This window comes from Ectobacillus ponti (assembly GCF_024294785.1).
Lineage (GTDB): Bacteria > Bacillota > Bacilli > Bacillales > Bacillaceae_G > Ectobacillus > Ectobacillus ponti.
Window position 1 is genome coordinate 115578 of the sequence record NZ_JANCLT010000008.1, and the last position, 20830, is coordinate 136407.

A 20830-nucleotide genomic window follows, 5' to 3' on the forward strand; every position below is an offset into this window, starting at 1 on the left:
TCACTTACATACATTACAGGCAACTGCTTCATAAGTAAATTAAATTTTAACACTTATATGAGAAATTGTAACCAAAATGAAATGTTTTTGTAAAGAAATGTGGTCTGAAAATGTCATTTTTTTGCGGGGCACTTTTTTTAATTACAAAAAATGTCTTATGGGCTTCTGCTATTATAATAGAACATGGACGGCTTTGGCTGGCGAGAAGAGTGTGCTTGGGGGGATTGTTTTGGGTATCACACTTACGATGTTTGCGATGGGGCTGCTGCTTGGGTTCATTGGCGCAGGGGGATCCGGCTTCATTATTGCGATTTTAACTGTTGTGTATGGCGTCCCAATTCATACAGCATTGGGTACTTCGCTTGCGGCGATGGTGTTCACAACCCTGTCAGGGGCGTTCAGCCATTACCGGCAGGGAAATATAGATGTGCGGTCGGGCATGATTGTCGGTATCTTCGGGGCCATTACATCGTATCTTGGTTCAAAGGTTGCCGGAGGAATTCCGGTTGGTTCGCTTCATTGGCTGACGGCGGGCATGCTGTTTCTGTCAGCGGTCATGCTTGTCATCCGTCTGTTCCTTATAAGCAGGCTGAAGGAGGATCAGAAGGAGGCCTTGGCAGCGGGCAGCCTCATTTGGCGGGCGGCTCTTGTCGGTGCGGTAACCGGTTTTTTGTCCGGCACGTTCGGAATCGGATCGGCACCGTTCATCCAGCTTGGGCTGATGGTTGTGCTGGGTCTTTCGGTGCAGCAGTCAGTCGGCACAACGATGCTTGTCATCCTGCCGATCGCTTTAGCCGGTGGGACCGGCTATTATTTTGAAGGCTACTTCAGTGTCCTGCTGCTGGTTCAAGTGCTGGCTGGAACCATGATTGGCTCTTATATCGGAGCAAAATTCACGAACAATGTGCCGCTGCCTATTCTAAAAGGCGCCATGGTGCTGACCCCGTTAATGGCGGGGGCTATCTTGCTCATACAATGATTCAATATGGAGGCTGCAGTTCCCTTGTGGAGCTTGCGGTCTCTTATTATGTAATAGACCGATCTTATTCATACTATAAGGAAGCAAATGATCTGGAGGGAAGCATGAAGAAGGGCAGATTCAGTTTACAAGCCGGCATTATTCTATTCGTCTGTCTTGTTGTCGCTTTGTCATTGGGCATTACCGATTTGCTGATCAGCAAGAGGATTACCTCCAGTGTGGAGGAAACACAGAAGGAAAAAGCGCTTGATATTGCCAGGATGGTTTCGCTGAGCCCGCTGGTCATCCGGACGCTGGGAGGGGAGGCAAATCCGGCAGAAGTGCAACGCTTTGCGGACCAAATCCAAGCTGCCACGCATGTGAATTTTGTGGTTGTTATGGACATGAAGGGAATCCGCCTGTCCCATCCGGACCCCGGTAAGGTGGGACAGCACTTTCAGGGAGGGGATGAAGGGCCTGTTCTGCAAGGGAAGGAGTATGTATCAGTCTCAAAGGGTACGCTCGGTCTCTCCATGCGGGCCTTTGCGCCCATTAAGGATGCGCAGGGCAAGCAAGTCGGCGCAGTTGCTGTCGGGATTTCGCTTGAAAATGTAACGAAGGCTGTGCACAAGGGCCGGATGGGAATGGTGATCGGGACGTTCATCGGAATCCTCATCGGCATTACCGGGGCAGTCGGCCTGGCCCGATACATTAAAAAAATTCTGTTGGGGCTCGAGCCGTTCGCCATTGCCAGATTGCTTGAGGAACGGAGCTCTATGCTGCAGTCTGTGCGCGAGGGCATTATCGCCATTGACCAGGAAGGGAAAATCACGCTTGTCAACAGGGCGGCCCGCAAGCTGTTTCAAAAAGCCGGTCTCAAGGGGGATCCGATGGGGCTGAAGATAGAGGACTATTTGCCGGATACACGCCTGACCCGCATTCTACAGTCCGGCCAAACTGAACTGGATCAGGAGCAGAATCTGCATGGGGTCACCATCTTGGTAAACAGGGTGCCGGTCGTTGTGAATCAGCAGCCGGTCGGCGCCATTGCCACATTCCGGGATAAGACAGAGGTGCAGCTATTGGCTGAACAGCTCACAGGTGTACGCAATTATGCGGATGCGTTGCGTGCCCAGGCTCATGAATTCATGAATAAGCTGCATGTCATTCTAGGGCTTGTCCGCACTGAGCAATACGAAACACTTGCGCGATATGTGAATGAGACAGTGAACCATAGAGAGACGGAGATGGGCTTTGTGACAAAGAAGGTGGAGGACCCGGTGCTGGCCGGGTTTCTGATTGGCAAGCTCAGCTTTGCCAGGGAATCGGGAGCTTCTCTGTCCTTTGCTTGCTCCAATGCGCTTCCCAAGCCTGCAAATCCGGAAATTACCCATGAGCTGATTACGATTATTGGAAATCTCATTCATAATGCCATGGAGGCAATTGTGGACAGTCCAGTGAAAAAGGTGGAGCTCAAGCTGGATTACGCGGAGGACATTTTGACGATTGAGGTGAGAGACACCGGTGTGGGGATGACGGAAGACATTCAGAATAAAATACTGGATAAAGGCTTTTCCACAAAAGGAGACGGCCGGGGCATCGGCTTATATCTTGTGGCCCAGGCAATGGAACGGCTGGAAGGAGATATGATTCTCTCGTCCAAACCGGGAAAAGGAACAAATTTTGCCGTGTATATACCTTATCAAGCGGAGGGGGAAGGAGCATGATCAGTGTTCTCATTGTTGAAGATGACCCAATGGTGGCGGAGATTAATAAACGGTACCTTTCAAAGCTTGAAGGGTTCCGTTTGGCTGCAACGGCCAGCTCAGTCGATGAAGCCATCCGGGTACTCGGGGAGGAGGAAATCCAGCTGATTCTTCTCGATATCTTTATGCCGGGCAAGCAGGGGCTGGAGCTGTTAACCTATCTTCGGAAGCATGAGCTGGAAGTGGATGTGATTATGATTTCGGCAGCATCGGACCTGGAGCGGATTAAGAAGGCGTTGCGTTACGGGGTGGTGGATTACTTAATTAAGCCCTTTGAATTTGAACGGTTCCATGCCGCTCTTGCGGGCTATCAGGAGCAGGCCCGGTTTGCGGACAAGCAGGAAGCGGTAAGCCAGCAGGAGCTGGACAATTACCTGCTGCACCGGGACGAAGCTGCGGTTGTGGAGGATCTCCCCAAAGGGCTGACGAAGGATACGCTGAAGCAGGTGTGGGATGCAGTGCAGAAGCTGAAGGCGGGGCCGTTCTCTACAGATGATGTGGCGCAGCTTGTCGGGATATCCAGAGTCTCGGTGAGAAAGTATTTAAACTTTCTGAAGGACATCGGCATCCTGGATGTGAAGGTAATCTACGGAACAGTCGGGCGGCCTGTGTACCAGCATGAATACAATGCATTTAAAGAGCATCTGATAAAAAACTTTTTGTAAGCAGTTTTCGAAACCGCTTACTTTTTTTATTTACAAAAAGAGTTATTAAACTTTCATAAGCTGTGAAAACGTTTTAAAGGGGGCTATGATGGGTGTGTAGTCAAACAAAGGAGGATTTCAACATGGCAGAATTGGAAGCTGTTTCTCCAATTTCCGAGGAAATAAGAGAAGATCGTACATTTTTTGCGAAACTGGCCGGCGTGAAGATTGGTGTTGTTCCGCTGCCGCTGTACATCATCATCGCAGCAGTCGTGTACTTCGCGGCTGTATATAAAATTCTTCCCGCAGATATGATTGGCGGCTTTGCTATTATTATTACTATGGGTATTCTGCTGGGTGAACTCGGGATGAGAATCCCTGTCCTGAAGGAGATTGGCGGACCAGCCATTATGGCCCTTCTTGTTCCGTCCATTCTGGTGTATTTCAGCATCATCAACAAAACAGGGATGACTGCTGTTACGCAGCTGATGAAAACATCCAACTTCCTGTATCTGTATATCTCTACGTTGGTAGTGGGAAGCATTCTTGGGATGAACCGCAAAGTTCTGATTCAAGGCTTCACCCGCATGTTCGTGCCACTCATTTTCGGTACACTTGCATCTGTTGGTGCCGGGGTGCTTGTGGGCATGCTGTTCGGATATTCCGCGAAGCACACCTTGTTCTATATTGTCGTTCCGATTATCGGCGGCGGCATTGGTGAAGGCATCCTGCCGCTGTCCATCGGCTATGGCGAGGTGCTTGGAAAAGCATCTGAAACCTTTGTCGGCCAGCTGATTCCGGCTGCTGTCATTGGAAATATTGCAGCCATCATTTGTGCGGGCATTCTGTCCCGTCTGGGTCAAAAGAAGCCGCATCTTACCGGCAATGGCGTGTTGGTGAAAACAAAAGGCGGCGATGGCATTGCGGAAGCCGCAACAATTGATAAGCCTGTCGACTTCCCGCTGATGGGTGCAGGTCTCCTGATTGCATGTACCTTCTTCATCCTTGGCGGACTTGGAAACAAGTTTTTGGGAATGCCGGGCCCGGTGCTGATGATCATTGCCGCGGCGCTGGTGAAGAGCCTGAAGCTGATGCCTGCAAAAATGGAGCAGGGTGCTTATCACATGTATAAGTTTGTATCCGGAAGCTTGACTTGGCCGTTGATGGTCGGACTGGGCATGCTGTACATTCCGCTGAAGGACGTGGTACGAATTGTAACGCCTTCCTATGTCATCGTGTGTGTGGCTGTTGTAGTCGCGATGGTGACAACCGGCTATTTCGTCGGAAAGCTGATGAAAATGTATCCGGTCGATTCCGCGATTGTGACAGGCTGCCACAGCGGTCTTGGCGGAACAGGCGACGTTGCCATTCTTTCCGCTTCCGGCCGTATGTCTTTGATGCCGTTCGCGCAGGTATCCACAAGAATCGGCGGCGCGGCTACTGTGATTCTTGCCATCATGCTGCTGAAGCTGTTGAGCTGATGAAACAGGCAGGAAGCTGATTGACCGCTTCCTGCTTTTTTTAATTACAAAAGTTAAATCATCTAGTGAAGCCGGGAGAAAGCGGCTAATATGAAAAGCAGCCCAGTAAAATACAGAAAGAAGGAAGATCCATGAGCACTCCTGAAAATGTCATCATTACAACACTGAAAGGAAAAGAGCTTCTCTCCAATCCTTTTTTGAATAAAGGAACAGCCTTTACGAAGGAAGAACGGGAGGAGCTGGGACTTGAAGGTCTGCTTCCGCCGCGGGTGCTTACCCTGGAGGAGCAGGCGAAGCGGGCTTATGACCAATATTCCATGCGGACCACCAACCTGTTCAAGAATGGCTTGCTGTATGATCTGTATAATAGAAATGTGGTTCTGTTTTACCGGTTGCTGAAGGACCATTTGGCAGAAATGCTCCCGATTATTTACACGCCGACAGTCGGCGAGGCGATTCAGACGTATTCCCACAGCTATCGCCGCCCGGGCGGCCTGTATTTGTCGATTGCTGACCCGGAAGGCATGGAAGCAGCCTTTTCCAATCTCAGCCTGCCTAAGAATGGAATTGACCTGATTGTTGTGACGGACTCCGAAAGTATTCTTGGCATCGGGGACCAGGGGGTAGGCGGCATCAATATTGCCATCGGCAAGCTTGCCGTATATACAGCAGCTGCCGGTATTGACCCAAGCCGTGTTCTGCCGGTTGTGCTGGACGTGGGTACAAACAATCAAGCCTTGCTCGATGATCCAATCTATGTCGGCAACCAGTTCCCGCGTGTCCGCGGTGAGCGTTACGATGCATTCATTGATAGATTCGTCCAGACTGCAAGACGGTTCTTCCCTGACGTGCTGCTGCACTGGGAGGACCTTGGGAATGTGAACGCGCGGAATATCATGGACAAGTATGGCGACAGCATTCTTACCTTTAACGATGATATTCAGGGAACAGGTGCTGTTACCCTTGCAGCCGTGATGTCCGCATTGAAGATGACAGGCACTTCCTTGAAGGAGCAGCGTATTGTCGTTTTCGGGCCGGGTGCTGCCGGCATCGGCAACGCTGACCAAATGGCGGATGCGATGCTGCTGGAAGGCTTGAGCCGGGAAGAAGCCTACGGCCGCTTCTGGGCCATTGACTACCGGGGCTTGCTGACGGATGAAACACCGGACGTGCTGCCATTCCAGAAGCCGTATGTGCGGACATCTGCTGAAGTGAAGGATTGGGAGCGGAATGAGGACGGCATCCTGTCTCTGTTGGAGGTTGTGAAACGGGTGAAGCCGACGATCCTTATCGGTACGTCCGGCCAAGCCGGGGCCTTTACAGAGGAGATTGTGAAGGAAATGGCGAAGCATGTGGAACGCCCGATTATTATGCCAATGTCCAACCCGACAGCGCTGGCAGAGGCGGTGCCGGAAAACCTGATCCAGTGGACGGACGGCAAAGCGCTCATTGCGACAGGCAGCCCGTTTGCCGCCGTCACCTACAAGGGTGTTACCTACGAAATTGGACAATCCAACAATGCTTTTGTCTTCCCTGGACTTGGACTCGGTGCTATTGTCGCGAAGGCTGGAATCATTTCCAAGGGCATGTTTGCGGCAGCGGCCCATGCGGTTGCCGAAATGTCCGATGTAAGCAAACCGGGCGCATCCCTGCTGCCATCCATTGAGAAGCTGTATGAGGTATCCAAGTATGTGGCTGTCGAGGTCGCAAGAGCAGCTCTGTCCGAAGGGATTGCGAGAGCGGAGGTTGTGGATGTGGAGAGGGCGGTTGCCGATGCGATGTGGGAGCCGAAGTATAAGGAAATCAAGAGTGTAGGGCTTTGGACGAAGGTGCATACCCTGCCAAGAGGTCAGGATCGGGAGCTTGTCGGCATGAGTGTTTGACCAGAACCACTCCCATGAAAAGAGGGCAGCTTACCCATTGTGGGTGGCTGCCCTCTTTTTTCATCCTGCTTTCCCTGTACTCTTACGAGAAGTCGCCATTTCCTTGCAGGAAAAATTGTGACTGCTGGTAATTATACGTCACCCTTGAGAAGTCAAACGGCAGTCCGTTTGTGAGATGGAAGATGCTCTCCGCGCACAGCTTCGGCGAGCCCGCCTCCAGCCCCAAATGCTTTGCTTCCTCCTCATTCAGCATGCCAACCCGGAGATAGACGTCGGAAAAGCCCATTTTGAGCCCGAGGGCCTCCTTTATGTAACGAAAAATGGAGTCAGCGGCAATTTCTTTGTTCAAATAGGTGACAATGGCTTTGTTGTAGTAAGACTCCTCCAGACAAAGAGTCTGCCCGTTTATATACCGGACCCGTTTTACATAATATACATCATGGGCAAGCTCTATGTTCAGGCTGTGGGCTGCTTCTTCTGTCGGCTTTCTGACATCGAGCTCAAGCACTTCGGCGGTGATGGTGAAATCCTCAAGGTCCCGTTTAAAGCCTTGGTTGCTCAGCAGGCTGATGTATCCTGTTCTCTTCAGCCGTCTGACAAAAATGCCGCTGCCCCGGAGCTGGAAGATGACGCCCTTTTGCTCCAGCAGCTCCAATGCTTTTGTAATGGTGCTCTTGCTCACTTGAAACTGCGCCATTAAGGCTTCCAGGACAGGAAGCTTGTCTCCCTGCTGCATGGCATTTTGTTCAATATACTTTTCAATTTCCGCTGCGATTTGCTGATACTTTAGCATACACATTCCTCACCGATTCATGTAGTACCTGTATTATAACATAAGCAGTTTACATGTCATATTTGTCTATTTATAAAATAATTATACAGTAATTGATTAATTGTACCGGTCTAATTATAATTTACTTATACCGGTACAATCTCAGTGCTTGTGAGGCTGAATATAGGGAGGAAACGAACATGGCGAAATTACCTGAAGGCTTTCTGTGGGGCGGCGCGTTGGCTGCCCACCAATTTGAGGGCGGCTGGAATGCGGGCGGCAAAGGGCCGAGTGTTGTGGATGTGATGACAGCAGGCGCACACGGTGTGCCTCGCAAAATTACACAGACAATTGAGGCGGATGAGTTTTATCCGAACCATGAGGCAATTGATTTCTACCATCGTTATAAAGAGGATATCGCTTTGTTTGCGGAAATGGGGCTGAAATGCCTGCGCACCTCCATTGGCTGGAGCCGGATTTTCCCAAAAGGCGACGAAGCGGAGCCGAATGAGGCAGGTCTGCAGTTCTATGACGATGTATTCGATGAATTGCTGAAGCATGGCATTGAGCCTGTGATTACACTGTCCCACTTTGAAATGCCATTGCACCTTGCCAGAGAGTATGGCGGCTTCAGAAGCAGAAAAGTGGCGGACTACTTCGTAAAATTTGCGGAGGTTTGCTTCGGCCGCTACAAGGATAAAGTGAAGTACTGGATGACCTTCAACGAAATCAATAACCAAATGGATGTGCACAATCCGCTGTTCTTGTGGACAAACTCCGGTGTCACGGTAAAGGAAGGCGAAGACGCGAAGGAAGTCATGTATCAAGTGGCGCACCATGAGCTGGTCGCAAGTGCATTGGCAGTGGCGAAAGGAAAGGCTATCAACCCTGAGTTTCAAATCGGGGCGATGGTGTCCCATGTGCCAATTTACCCATACTCCTGCAATCCGGAGGACATCATGCTGGCGGAAGAGGAAATGCGGCAGCGCTACTTCTTCCCGGACGTACATGTGCGCGGCTATTACCCAAGCTATGCCTTAAAGGAATTTGAGCGCAAGGGCTATCAGATTCCCTTCCAAGAGGGCGATGAAGAAATTCTGAGAAACGGCACAGTGGACTACCTCGGCTTCAGCTACTATATGTCCACAACTGTGAAAAGCGACATTCAGCAGGACCATACCGGAGATATCATCAATGGCGCACTGCCGAACGGGGTGGCGAACCCGTATATTAAGGCAAGCGATTGGGGCTGGGCCATTGACCCGACCGGGCTGCGCTATACATTGAACCGCTTCTATGATAGATATCAAATCCCTTTGTTTATCGTGGAGAACGGCTTCGGTGCTGTCGATACACTGGAAGCGGACGGCTCCATCCACGATCCGGAGCGGATTGCGTACCTGCGCTCCCACATTGAAGAACTGGAAAAGGCAGTCAACTACGACGGTGTGGATTTGATGGGCTATACGCCTTGGGGAATCATTGATATCGTATCCTTCACAACCGGCGAAATGAAGAAACGGTACGGCATGATTTATGTAGACCGTGATAACGAGGGACATGGATCGATGAAGCGGTATAAGAAGGATTCCTTTGCCTGGTATCACAAGGTGATTGAAACGAACGGCGAAGAGCTGTAAGATACAACCGAATCTGAAAAGTGCCTGTCGCTGTGTCGGCAGGCACTTTTGATTAAGAATGAGCACGTCTTGTTACTTGTAAAAGCAGCCTTGTAGACCAGTATGCTATACATGCAATTCCCAGGTCAATCAGGTAGAGGTGCAGTGCATTCAGCCCTTTTCGAAATGCAACCATCCCCAAATACTCTTCAAGAGAAGCGAAAACGAATGCGAATATGGCGCTCAGCAGCAGGGTGAACAGGTAGAAGTTCTTTTTATGGTTTGTACAGTATTGATATAAAAGCAAGAAGCCGACCGGCAGTACAGAAGCAGTGATGCTGAAGGAAATGGGCAGAATCGGGATTAAAAAATATTTGTGGGTAAAATAGCCGGCTCTTCCCATTGCGATATCGATATAGGTCCAAAGAATATGAACAGTATAGCCGAAGAAAAATAATTCAAAGATTCTTTTGCGGTCTACTGTGAAGAACAGCACAACCAAGGGAACAATAAGCAGGGCGGCTATGGCCCAGAATTGCCAGGTTCCCATGTCGGAGTACTCCTTCCAATAGGAGTAATAGGATGAGTTCAATTCAGTGCCTTGCTTGTATATTTGCTTCCAAAATTGATCATTTGTCACGATACATACCTCCCAGTATCTCTTATCTTTACAGAAATAAGGGGGATCTATACATAATGAAGCCGCAGTCTTATAGCGTTCATTTTGGGCAAAGCTACAAAATATATGTGTAAAGTGTTAAAGTAAGCAGTGGATATCGCTGCAAATGAGCAGCTGATGGTTTAGGAGGAACAGATATGAGCATGAGCAACAATGATATACTGGTGCGGATTCGCTATGCACTGGATATTCGGGACATCGACATGGTCGAGGTTTTCAAGCTGGGCGGCATCGAAATCACGAAGGAAGATTTGCAGGAGATGCTGAAAAAGGTGAAGGATGACGAGGAGCCTGCGATTAAGTGCAATGATAAGATGATGGAATCATTCCTGAACGGTTTTGTTACATTTAAGAGAGGCAAGCAGGAGGGGCAGCCGGATGTAGTTCCGGCAACGGGCGAAAGCATCAACAATCTGTTGCTGAAGAAGCTGAAAATTGCCCTGTCGCTGACAAGTGAGGATATACTCGACATTCTGGCATCTGTCGGAGTACGGGTGACAAAGAGTGAAATGAGCGCCCTGCTGCGCAAGGAAGGGCATAAGAATTATAAAGAGTGCGGTGACCGCTACGCGAGAAACTTTTTAAAGGGACTGGCACTCAGATATAGAGGATGAGAAGGGAAGGCCGGGGAGCAGCAAGCTCCCCGGCCTTTTTATCTTTGGTGCCTTTTCTATCGGCAATGCTGTAAATTTCCATATAACGTATCCTGTTTCTGCAGCCTCCTTTTGATAAATTCAAAATTCTATAAAAAAGTGTCAAATATCTTCACAAATTTGTTCAAAAATTGAGCAGCAAGGAGTATAATCAAGTTGACAATATTGTTTAAAATTATAATAAATGAACACTTTTGTTCAATTAATTGCATCAGATAAAATGAGATCAATATAAAATGCTCATTTTAACAAGGGGGCTCAGGGGTATGGAAGTACTGATGAGAAATATGTTTCAATCGCTTGGGAAAAGTCCTTCCGCCAACAAGCTGGCGAAAAAATACGGATTACGCTTTGGCGCCGGGCGATTTATTGCAGGGGAGACAATTCGCACGGCTATCGATGCTGTAAGAAGACTGAACGCCGATGGCAAGGTTGTCACCTTGGACCATCTGGGTGAATTTGTGTTTACGAAGGAAGAAGCGATTGAGTCTGCTGATATGTGCCTCCGCACGCTGGACGCAATTGCGGAAGCCGGCGTTACATCAAACTTATCCTTGAAAATGACGTCTCTTGGCTTGGATATCAGCAAGGACCTTTGCATGGAGAATATGCGCAAGATTCTTGACCGCGCCAAGAAATACGGCAACTTCGTCCGCATTGATATGGAAGACTACGCGCACTGCCAGATTTCCTTGGATATTTATAGAGAGCTTCGCCAGGAATATGATAACGTCGGCCTGGTCATTCAGGCGTACCTGTACCGGACTGAGCAGGACATCGCGGACTTGAATGAGATCAACGCCAACCTGCGTCTCGTAAAAGGGGCTTACAAGGAGTCTCCGGAGGTGGCGTTTCCTGAGAAAAAGGATGTAGATGAAAACTACAAAAAAATCATCAAGCAGCATCTGCTGAATGGAAACTACACAGCTGTGGCCAGCCACGATGAGGCAATGATTGAGTTCACGAAATCGGTCGTGAAGGAGCATGGCATTCCGAAGGAGCAGTTTGAGTTCCAAATGCTGTACGGCATCTGTGAGGAGCTGCAGGCGAAGCTTGTGAAGGAAGGCTATAAGGTGCGTGTGTATGTGCCTTACGGAATCGATTGGTTCGGCTACTTCATGAGACGTCTGGCGGAACGGCCGGCCAACGTTTGGTTTGTACTGAAAAACCTATTTAAATAATAGAGGGAAAAGGGGTAGAAGCATGACAACCGCAATTCAACGACCAACATTCAAAAACGAGCCTTTCACAAATTTTGCACTGGAAGAGAACAAGCTGGCCATGCAGGCGGCCATCGCAAAGGTAAAGCAAGAGCTGGGCAAGAAGCATCCGCTTGTCATCGGCGGCGAGAAGGTATTTACAGAAGAGCAGGTTGTTTCTGTGAATCCGGGGAACTTGGATGAAGTAGTGGGCTATGTCAGCAAGGGTACAAAGGCATTTGCTGAACAGGCCATGCAGTCTGCAGTGCAAACCTTCGAAACATGGAAAAAGGTTGCGCCTGCTGAGCGCGCGGAATATCTGTTCAAAGCGGCAGACCTGATGAGACAGCGCAAGCATGAGTTCTCTGCTTATCTCATTCTGGAGTCCGGCAAGAACTGGGCGGAAGCAGATGCGGATACAGCGGAAGCCATTGACTTCCTGGAATTCTATGCACGCGAGATGATCCGCCTGAGCGAAACAAGCATTCATCAGCCGCTTGTGCAAATCCCAGGTGAAAAGAACGAAATTACGTACATTCCGCTTGGCGTCGGCATTGTCATCTCTCCGTTCAACTTCCCGTTGGCAATTATGGCAGGCACAACAGTGGCGGGCATCGTATCCGGCAACGCAGTGATCCTGAAGCCTGCTGATGCTACACCGGTCATCGCAGCGAAGTTTGTAGAGCTGATGGAGGAAGTTGGCCTTCCTGCGGGCGTGCTGAACTTCATTCCTGGCGACGGCATTGATGTGGGTGAGTACCTTGTGGAGCATCCGCAAACGCGCTTTATCTCCTTCACAGGCTCCCGTGCAGTCGGCTGCCGCATCTATGAAAGAGCATCCAAGGTGCAGCCGGGACAGCTGTGGCTGAAGCGCGTGATAGCGGAAATGGGCGGGAAAGACGGCGTGGTTGTGGATGAGACAGCGGACCTTGATGCAGCAGCAGCAGCCATTGTTGCTTCCGCATTCGGCTTCCAAGGACAAAAGTGCTCTGCCGGCTCCCGTGCGGTCATTGTTGAGTCCGTATACGATGAAGTGGCAGAAAAAGTGGTTGCGCTGACCAAGAATCTGTCCATCGGTCTTCCTGAAGAAAACCATGCGATCGGTCCGGTCATCCACCAGCAGTCCCTCGACAAAATTATGGGCTATATCGAAATTGGCAAGACAGAAGGCAGCCTGCTGACAGGCGGCTCCCGTGCGGCTGGCAACGGCTTCTATATCGAACCGACTGTGTTTGGAGATGTGGATGGGAAAGCGCGCATCATGCAGGAGGAAATCTTTGGACCGGTGCTGGCGCTGGCGAAAGCGGCTGATTGGAAGGAAGCGATTGCCATCTATAACGATACTGAGTATGGTTTGACAGGGGCATTCCACTCCAAGGTTGACGAGCGCATTGAGTATGCGTTGGAAAACATGCACTGCGGCAACCTGTACATCAACAAGAAGTGCACAGGCGCACTTGTAGGCGCGCAGCCATTTGGCGGCTTCAACATGTCCGGCACAGATTCCAAGGCTGGCGGATATGACTACCTGCTGCTGTTCACGCAGGCAAAGACAAAGTCAAGAAAGCTGTAATACAATGGAGAAAAGCTGATATCTGCCATACGCGGGATCAGCTTTTCTGCTTCTTGCAAAGGTAGCAATCGCCGCTGCTTGTATGGTACAGTGTTAAAAAAGCAGGAAAGGACTTTCGTATGGTGAAGAACACGAAATATGAATGGGACCAATCCTTTGCGGTTGCAGATCCCCATATGGCGCTGGCGGAAGTGCGGGAACAGCTGGAGGAGCACCGGTTTGTTGTGGTGGCCGGGGAACCGGTCTTTGTCATCCAAAGCCATGAACGCCAGCTGATTGCCTTAGGGGACGGAGCTGTGCCGGCAGCTGACTGGCTGGCGCAGGCGGGCTGGCTTCCATCAGCAACAGTTGCCGCCGGGGCTGAACTGCCTTCAAACCTGGATTGGCGCAGGCCTGTCCTGGTGCAGGAGGGGCAAGAGCCAAAAGGTATTTTGACAGCGGAACACCAAATTGGACAGCTGATGGAGGAAAACCGCAGGACAGCTGCTTATTTCTATACATTGGCTGACACAATCAATGATTCTGTCACGGCGGTGGATGAAGCGGGAAATGTGGTGTGCTGGAACACAGCGGCTGAAGAGACATACAAAATCGCGAAGGAATATATTCTTGGCAACAAAATCGGTACGCATTTCAGTGATGAAGCAGTCGTGCTGCACCGCATTCTGCAGGAAGGGCGCCCGGTGCGGGGCGAGTATCACCGGCCGAATCAGGATACGCATGTGCTGATTAATGCTTCGCCGATCATCATTCATAATCAAATCATCGGCGGTGTCGCCGTGGAGCATAACATCACCAATATCATCCGGCTGAACGAGGAGCTGGATTCCAACGCTTCACTGCTTGTGCCGGAATCGAATCCATTCGAGGCGATGGCCAGCAGCAATCCGAAGCTGCAGGAGGCAATCAAGATCGCCCAGAAGGTGGCTTACGCGGATATTCCGGTCCATCTGGCCGGTGAGCCGGGCTCCGGCAAAGAAATGCTGGCGCAGGCCATCCATTATGGCGGGACAAAGGCGGACGGTGCATTTGTGACGGTGAATTGCTCTGTCATCCCGCCGGCGCTGCTGGAAATTGAATTATTCGGCTTCCAAAATGACAGCTTTGCGGCAGATGCAACCGTACAACCCGGCAGAATCGAGCAGGCCGCCAACGGCACCCTGTTCATTGAGGAGATCGATAAGATGCCATTGTCCATCCAAGAAAAGCTGTCAAGCTACTTGGCTGACCACAGCTTTTACCGGGTGGGCGGATCGGAGAAGATCACTTCGGCAACCAGAATCATTGCCGCTGCCTCGCAGTCTCTGGAATCTCTGCTGAGGGAAGGCGGCTTCCATGAAAAGCTGTACTATCATCTATCGGTCATTACCATTGAAATCCCGCCGCTGCGGGCCAGAAAAGAGGATATTGTGCCGCTTGTGAAGAGCTGCGTGCGGGAGTTCAGCGCCAAATACAAAAAGCCGGTGCCGGACATCCACGCGGAAGCGATGCGGCAGCTGGTCAGCTATGATTGGCCGGGCAATGTCCGTGAACTGCGGAACACGATAGAGCGGATGATGCTCCTGCATGAAGGGGCGCTGATTACGGAGAAGCAGCTGCCTGAGCACATGACACATGCAGAGGAGCAGGAGACGTCCGGGAAGCAAGCAGAGGCCTTGGAAATCGAGGAAGCACTTCGCAAAACATACGGCAATAAGAGTGCGGCCGCCAGCCTGCTTGGTATTTCGCGGGGCACCTTATACAACAAAATTAAGGAATACGGTTTAAGCTGAGGGAAAACGCACTGGTGCAGTGTGTTTTTCTTTTTTGAAAACGGAGGGAAGAGGATGCTGCACACATACTTGGGGGAAACCATCAGCTTTGAGATTCAGTACAAGAAACGAGGCTCCATCAGCATCGGGGTGGACGGCTACGGGAATATTTTTGTACAGGCGCCAAAGGGGACACCCCTGGAGTACATTCTGCAATTTCTCGAAGAAAAATGGGAATGGGCCCGGAAAAGCTCGAAGGAAATGAAGGAGCGGCTGGAGGGGGAGAAGGAAAAAACCTATGAACAGGGCGAGGCTTTTTTGTTTTTGGGGAAAGAGTATCCCATTCAGGTGTCCCAGGATGCTGCACTGGAGCAGGACTACGCAGCGCTCGAAGACAACAAGCTGCATATTTGGGTGAAGGAGCTGACAGAGGACCGGCTGAAGCAGGCGGTGAAGCGGTTTTACTATCAGCAATGCAAAGCGCTGGTGGAAAAAAGCCTGCAAGCCCATCAGCCGCACTTTAAAATGAAGCCGCGCTCCGTCCGCATCTCCGACAGCAACCGCACCTGGGGCACCTGCAGCTCGCAGCGCGACATGACCTTCAATTGGAAGCTGGCGATGGCGCCGCAGAGTGTGATCGATTATGTCGTGGTGCATGAGATGTGCCACATGCTGCATATGAATCATGACCGCTCCTTCTGGCGTTTGGTGGGTAAAATCATGCCGGATTATGAGCAGAAGGAAAAGTGGCTGGCCTTGTCGGGATGGAAAATGACCATTTAGTATTTACAATGAAATGGAAAAATGAGATAATAAAGGAAATTTGTGAAGGGGGAAAGTAAGCTCATGACGCCAACTCATTGCTAACGTTAATTTTTGAAAAAATTAATGGAATTTTGTAAAGAGCGTTTTTTAACCTGCATGGTTCAGGTTTATTTGCTGTGCTCTTTATGGAATGTGGCAATGAAGAGGATCATCTTACTTTTCTAAATCGGACCATGGGGGGCAGTGTGCCTTCCGATCGACCGGACATTTAGACTGTAGGGATTCTTTCCTGCAGTCTTTTTTATATAACTGAATCGTAACAGAGGTCTTCTTCCGCCTTGTCCATGAAGCGTATAGCGGACTTTGACGGAAAGAAGGGACATATATGTTTGAAGTGACATTGCGCGGCGTGAAGAAGTACATGGAAGCGACGCTTGTTTTACAGGATATTACGTTTGAGGTGTTTGCCGGCGAGAAGGTCGGCATTGTCGGGGCGAACGGCAGCGGCAAGAGCACGATTCTGAAGCTGATTGCCGGGATTGAGCCGATGCATTACTACCCGGGCTATCCGCAAACCTCCAGCCCCGGCTATGATGAAGGGCTCATCAGCGTCCCGAAAGCGGCCACGGTTGCTTATCTGGAGCAAACGCCGCAATATCCAGCAGGACTGAAGGTTTTGGATGTGCTGAATATGGCATTCGAAGAAGTCCGTGAGCTTGAGATGCGGATGCGTGCGTTGGAGGAAGATATGCAGCATGCCGAGGGCGATGCTTTGGAAAAGGCCCTGAAGAGATACAGCGACCTGGTGCAGCTGTACGAGGCCAAGGGCGGCTACGAGACCGGGGAAAAGCTGGCGAAGGTATGCACGGGACTGAAATTTGACGAGAGCTTTCTGGCAAGGGACTTTGATCTGCTGAGCGGCGGCGAGAAAACAAGGGTTGGCCTTGGAAAGCTCCTGATTCACAATCCGGATATCCTGCTGCTGGATGAGCCGACAAACCATCTCGACATGGATTCCATTGAGTGGCTGGAAGGCTATTTGAAAAGCTACAAAGGCATTGTTATGGTCGTGTCGCATGACCGCTATTTTCTGGACAATGTCGTCATGAAGATCGTAGAGATTGAGGATATGGAGTCCATCACTTATAAGGGGAACTATTCCTCCTACGTCGCGCAAAAGGAGGAGAATCTGCGGATTCAATTCGAGCACTTCCGCGAGCAGCAAAAAGAAATCACGAATATGAAAAACACCATTAAAGAGCTGCGTGACTGGGCGATGCGCGCCGACAACAACAAGTTTTTCAAGCGGGCTGCCAGCATCCAGAAGAAGCTCGACAAAATGGAGAGGATTGAAAAGCCGGTGTTTGAGAGGCGGAATATGCGTCTGGACCTCAAGTCGGCGGAACGGTCCGGCAAGGAGACGATTAAGGCAATTGGCCTTTCCAAGTCCTATGAGGACAAAGTCCTGTTCCGCGATGCCAATCTCCTGGTTCAGTTCGGTGAACGCGTTGGACTGCTTGGGGCAAACGGCAGCGGGAAAACGACCTTCCTGAACATGCTGCTTGGCGAGGAGCAGCCGGACAGCGGAGTGGTGGAACTCGGTGCCAGTGTGATGGCTGCCTACCTGCCGCAGAAGGTGACCTTTCAAAACGAGGAGCTGACGGTGCTGGAATGCTTCCGCGAGGATATCTCCATTTTGGAGGGAAAGGCGCGGGAGTACCTGTCGAAGTTCATGTTTTATAAAAAGAGTGTCTTCAAAAAGGTGAAGCACCTGTCCGGCGGCGAGCGAATCCGGCTGAAGCTGGGGATGCTGCTGTATCAGGACATCAATCTGCTGATTCTGGATGAGCCGACGAACCACCTGGACATTGATTCCATTGAAACGCTGGAGGAGGCGCTGGAGGAATTTGACGGAACCATCTTCTTTATTTCCCACGACCGCTATTTTATCAATAAGATGGGGGAACGGGTGATTGCCGTCGAGGACTCTGCGCTGAAAAGCTATCCGGGGAATTATGACTACTACAAAGCTGTAAAAGCGGCAAGCGCGCCAAAGGAGCCTGCGGTAAGGCAGGAAAAGAGCAAGAAGCAGAAGGAGCAGCCGAAGCGGAAACCGGAAGTAGATGAGGAGAAGCTGGTGGCGAAGATGGAGAAGCTGGAGCAGGAGCTGGCCGAAGTGGACGCGGCCATGGCGGCTGACGGAGTGGAGTATGAGCGGCTGAATGAGCTGTACGGCCGTAAGCTCGAGGTGAGCCGGGAGCTGGAAGCAGCCATGGAGCTGTGGCTCAGCCTGCAAGGCTAAGAGATGGAAGGGAACCCCGATTCATATCGGGTTTTTTTTTCATGGATGAAGAGGCTGTGCATCTGCACAAGATAGTTTGGCGGATTGCCGATTGTTGTCGAATCTACATATCAATATAATGAAAGTGTGCTCGATGAAAGGGCTTTCTTAAGAGGATTTGATACAGCATGCTGGCAAACAGTGTATCAGAATAGGAACAAAGGATTTTTGCAATTTTATCATTATATCAGTGAGCTTTAGAAACAAGGCCCTTTTTTGAGACAATTACATCATAATTAGGAGGCTTCAACATGGCTGCAACAGCATTAGATATAAGCTGGATTGGCGCGTTAAGCGGTTTGGCATTGGCAATTATCCTCATTCTGTTTCGCTTGGCACCAACGTACTCCTTAATTCTGGGCGCAATTGTCGGCGCTTTCATCGGCGGCGCTGACTTTGCCCAAGCAGTGACCATTCTGGTTACCGGAACACAAAGTGTAATGGGGACAGTCATCCGGATTATCGCCGCAGGCGTATTTGCGGGTGTTATGATGGAATCAGGAGCTGCAGAAACAATTGCGAAGGTGATTGTGGACAAGCTCGGCGGCACAAAGGCAATGCTGTCCTTGGCGCTTGCCACCATGATTATCACAGCAGTAGGTGTATTCATTCCGGTTGCGGTATTGATTGTGGCGCCGATTGCTTTGTCTGTCGGCAACAAAATGGGCTATTCCAAGGTGGCGCTGCTGGTTGCGCTGTCCGGCGGCGGTAAAGCCGGCAACATTATCTCTCCGAACCCAAATACAATTGCGGCTGCAGGCGGATTTAAGCTCGACGTGAACCAAGTCATGCTTGGCGGACTTGTACCGGCCATCTTCGGTGTAGCAGTGGCAATTTTGCTGGCATCTTTGATTAAGCATAAAGGAACAAAGGTAACAGATGCTGAGGTGGCTGAACTGGAGCAATCCAGCACGGCACATCTGCCGGCATTGTCAAAAGCATTGGTAACGCCTCTTATCGCAATCGTACTGTTAATGATCAGTCCAATCGGCTCTATGCTGGGCAGTGATGCTCTGGCAAAGCTGAAGATTGATTCCTTGTTCATCCTGCCGTTTGCGGGCGTTGTCGGTTCCCTGGCATTAGGCAAGCGAAAAGAAATCTTGAACTACTGCTCTGCCGGCTTAAATCGTATGACACCAACGATTCTGATCATCATCGGTGCCGGTGCCATCGGCGGCTTGATTACAGCATCCAGCCTGCCGAAAGAGGTAGTGGCTCTTGTAAACGCATCAGGCATTTCCGGAACATTCCTGGCGCCAATCGCCGGTGCGCTCATGGCAGCAGCAACAGCATCCACTTCAACGGGTGTGATCCTGGCAACAGGCTCTTTCTCAAATGCAATCCTGCATACAGGTGTGGCACCGTTGTCAGCGGCCGTTATGCTTCATGCAAGTGCGACAGTCATTGACCACCTGCCGCACGGCACTTACTTCCACGTGACTCGTGATGCGATGAAGATGAGCATGGCGGAACGGATGAAGGTCGTTTTGTTTGAAAGTATGGTTGGTCTGACAATGACAATCGTGGCGATTCTGATGTACGGTTTCATCTTATAAATAGAAAAAGGGTGGACACTATGGGGAAAACATTCTTATTGGCTCCGGATTCTTTTAAGGAAAGCATGACAGCAAAAGAAGTATGTGAAGCAATGGAGATTGGGATTAAAAGAGCCGTGCCGGATGCGACATGCATTCATGTGCCGATGGCGGATGGGGGAGAAGGAACTGTCCAGTCGCTGGTTGATGCGACTGGCGGTGTCTTCGTCCAAAAAGAAGTCATGGGCCCGCTGGGCATGCCTGTTTTGGCGCAGTACGGCATCTTGGGAGATGGAAAAACAGGTGTAATTGAAATGGCTTCTGCCAGCGGCATTCACCATGTCACCAAGGCGACGAAGAACCCGCTCATCACGACTACGTTCGGGACTGGCGAACTGATCCGGGATTGCATTGAGCGGGGGATCACAAGCATTATCCTTGGAATTGGCGGCAGCGCCACAAATGATGGCGGCACCGGCATGGCAGCAGCGCTCGGTTATCGGTTCCTGGACCGGAGCGGCAATCAATTGCCGCTTGGCGGGGGCTTTTTGGATGACCTGCATACAATCGAAATGTCCGGCGTGCTGCCGGAGCTGAAGCAAATCAGTATTCTGGTTGCTTCAGACGTAACGAACCCGCTTTGCGGGGAACGCGGCGCATCTGTCGTCTTTGGCCCGCAAAAGGGTGCAACTCCGGAAATGGTGCAGGTTCTCGACCGAAACCTGAAGCACTACAGCAAGGTTGTAAAGGAGCAGCTCGGCATCGATATGGCGGATGTACCAGGTGCCGGAGCGGCCGGCGGGCTTGGCGGCGGGCTGCTTGCCTTTACGAACGCCGTTATGAAAAAGGGTGTAGAAATTGTCATTGAGTATACACACCTGCATGAAAAGCTGCAGGGGGCAGACTACTGCTTCACCGGCGAGGGCGGCATCGACTTCCAGACGAAGTTCGGCAAGACGCCATACGGGGTGGCGCAGGCGGCAAAAAGCGTCGACAGCAGCATGAAAGTAATCGCACTGGCAGGCTATATCGGCAAGGATGTGGAGGCATTGTACGACGAAGGCTTTGATGCGATCTTTGGCATCGTGCCAGGCGCGGCAGAGATTGAAACACTGTTGGCGAACGGGAAAGAGAATGTGGCCCGTACAGCGGAAAGCATTGCGAGATTGCTGAAATAACATGCGGGGGCTGGCTCTGAGTTGGAGCCGGCC

Annotated in this window: 16 protein-coding genes; 14 read left to right on the plus strand and 2 right to left on the minus strand. The window is 50.7% G+C overall.

The features are described 5' to 3' along the window. Positions 1-229: 229 nt before the first annotated feature. From NK662_RS15485 to NK662_RS15505, 5 genes are all read left to right on the plus strand, one after another. Positions 230-979, plus strand: coding sequence for a sulfite exporter TauE/SafE family protein (locus tag NK662_RS15485; RefSeq protein ID WP_254759847.1), 750 nt, complete (start codon positions 230-232; stop codon positions 977-979). 104 nt (positions 980-1083) lie between these two features. Beyond that, a complete protein-coding gene (gene dcuS / locus NK662_RS15490) occupies positions 1084-2685 on the plus strand; it encodes a DcuS/MalK family sensor histidine kinase (RefSeq protein WP_254759848.1) in 1602 nt (533 codons plus the stop codon). Then, on the plus strand, positions 2682-3389 hold the full coding sequence (locus tag NK662_RS15495) for a response regulator (RefSeq protein ID WP_254759849.1): 708 nt from the start codon (positions 2682-2684) through the stop codon (positions 3387-3389). Before dcuS ends, NK662_RS15495 begins: the two co-directional genes overlap by 4 nt. Positions 3390-3511: 122 nt before the next feature. After that, complete coding sequence (locus NK662_RS15500; RefSeq protein WP_254759850.1) at positions 3512-4849, plus strand: 2-hydroxycarboxylate transporter family protein; 1338 nt, start codon at positions 3512-3514, stop codon at positions 4847-4849. A 131-nt stretch (positions 4850-4980) separates the two neighbouring features. Beyond that, positions 4981-6732, plus strand: coding sequence for an NAD-dependent malic enzyme (locus tag NK662_RS15505; protein WP_254759851.1), 1752 nt, complete (start codon positions 4981-4983; stop codon positions 6730-6732). Positions 6733-6814: 82 nt separating this feature from the next. Here NK662_RS15505 and NK662_RS15510 read toward each other — a convergent pair whose 3' ends face one another. Beyond that, positions 6815-7525, minus strand: coding sequence for a GntR family transcriptional regulator (locus NK662_RS15510; protein WP_254759852.1), 711 nt, complete (start codon positions 7523-7525; stop codon positions 6815-6817). Between the two features lie 179 nt (positions 7526-7704). Between NK662_RS15510 and bglA the strand changes: the two genes are divergently transcribed. Beyond that, positions 7705-9144, plus strand: coding sequence for a 6-phospho-beta-glucosidase BglA (gene bglA, locus NK662_RS15515; RefSeq protein WP_254759853.1), 1440 nt, complete (start codon positions 7705-7707; stop codon positions 9142-9144). Positions 9145-9196: 52 nt separating this feature from the next. On the opposite strand, the gene NK662_RS15520 is transcribed toward bglA, so the two are convergent. Beyond that, complete coding sequence (locus tag NK662_RS15520; protein ID WP_254759854.1) at positions 9197-9763, minus strand: hypothetical protein; 567 nt, start codon at positions 9761-9763, stop codon at positions 9197-9199. Between the two features lie 176 nt (positions 9764-9939). On the opposite strand from NK662_RS15520, the gene NK662_RS15525 reads away from it, so the two are divergent. The 8 genes from NK662_RS15525 (at position 9940) to NK662_RS15560 (ending at position 20797) form a co-directional block, all read left to right on the plus strand. Next, a complete protein-coding gene (locus NK662_RS15525) occupies positions 9940-10416 on the plus strand; it encodes a YehS family protein (protein ID WP_254759855.1) in 477 nt (158 codons plus the stop codon). A gap of 305 nt (positions 10417-10721) precedes the next feature. Next, positions 10722-11636, plus strand: coding sequence for a proline dehydrogenase family protein (locus NK662_RS15530; protein WP_254759856.1), 915 nt, complete (start codon positions 10722-10724; stop codon positions 11634-11636). A 22-nt stretch (positions 11637-11658) separates the two neighbouring features. Then, positions 11659-13227: an L-glutamate gamma-semialdehyde dehydrogenase gene (gene pruA, locus NK662_RS15535; RefSeq protein WP_254759857.1), complete on the plus strand. Its 1569-nt coding sequence runs from the start codon at positions 11659-11661 to the stop codon at positions 13225-13227. A 119-nt stretch (positions 13228-13346) separates the two neighbouring features. Further along, the gene (locus NK662_RS15540; RefSeq protein WP_438503631.1) at positions 13347-14999 is read left to right on the plus strand and encodes a sigma-54 interaction domain-containing protein; all 1653 of its coding nucleotides are present in this window, start codon (positions 13347-13349) and stop codon (positions 14997-14999) included. Positions 15000-15053: 54 nt separating this feature from the next. Further along, positions 15054-15761, plus strand: a complete 708-nt coding sequence (locus tag NK662_RS15545) for a M48 family metallopeptidase (protein WP_254759859.1) — start codon at positions 15054-15056, stop codon at positions 15759-15761. Between the two features lie 367 nt (positions 15762-16128). Continuing rightward, positions 16129-18045 carry a ribosomal protection-like ABC-F family protein gene (gene abc-f / locus NK662_RS15550; protein ID WP_254759860.1) on the plus strand — a complete coding sequence of 639 codons (1917 nt, stop codon included), beginning with the start codon at positions 16129-16131 and terminating at the stop codon, positions 18043-18045. 290 nt (positions 18046-18335) lie between these two features. Beyond that, positions 18336-19640, plus strand: a complete 1305-nt coding sequence (locus NK662_RS15555; RefSeq protein WP_254759861.1) for a GntP family permease — start codon at positions 18336-18338, stop codon at positions 19638-19640. 20 nt (positions 19641-19660) lie between these two features. After that, positions 19661-20797, plus strand: coding sequence for a glycerate kinase family protein (locus tag NK662_RS15560; RefSeq protein WP_254759862.1), 1137 nt, complete (start codon positions 19661-19663; stop codon positions 20795-20797). Positions 20798-20830 lie beyond the last annotated feature (33 nt).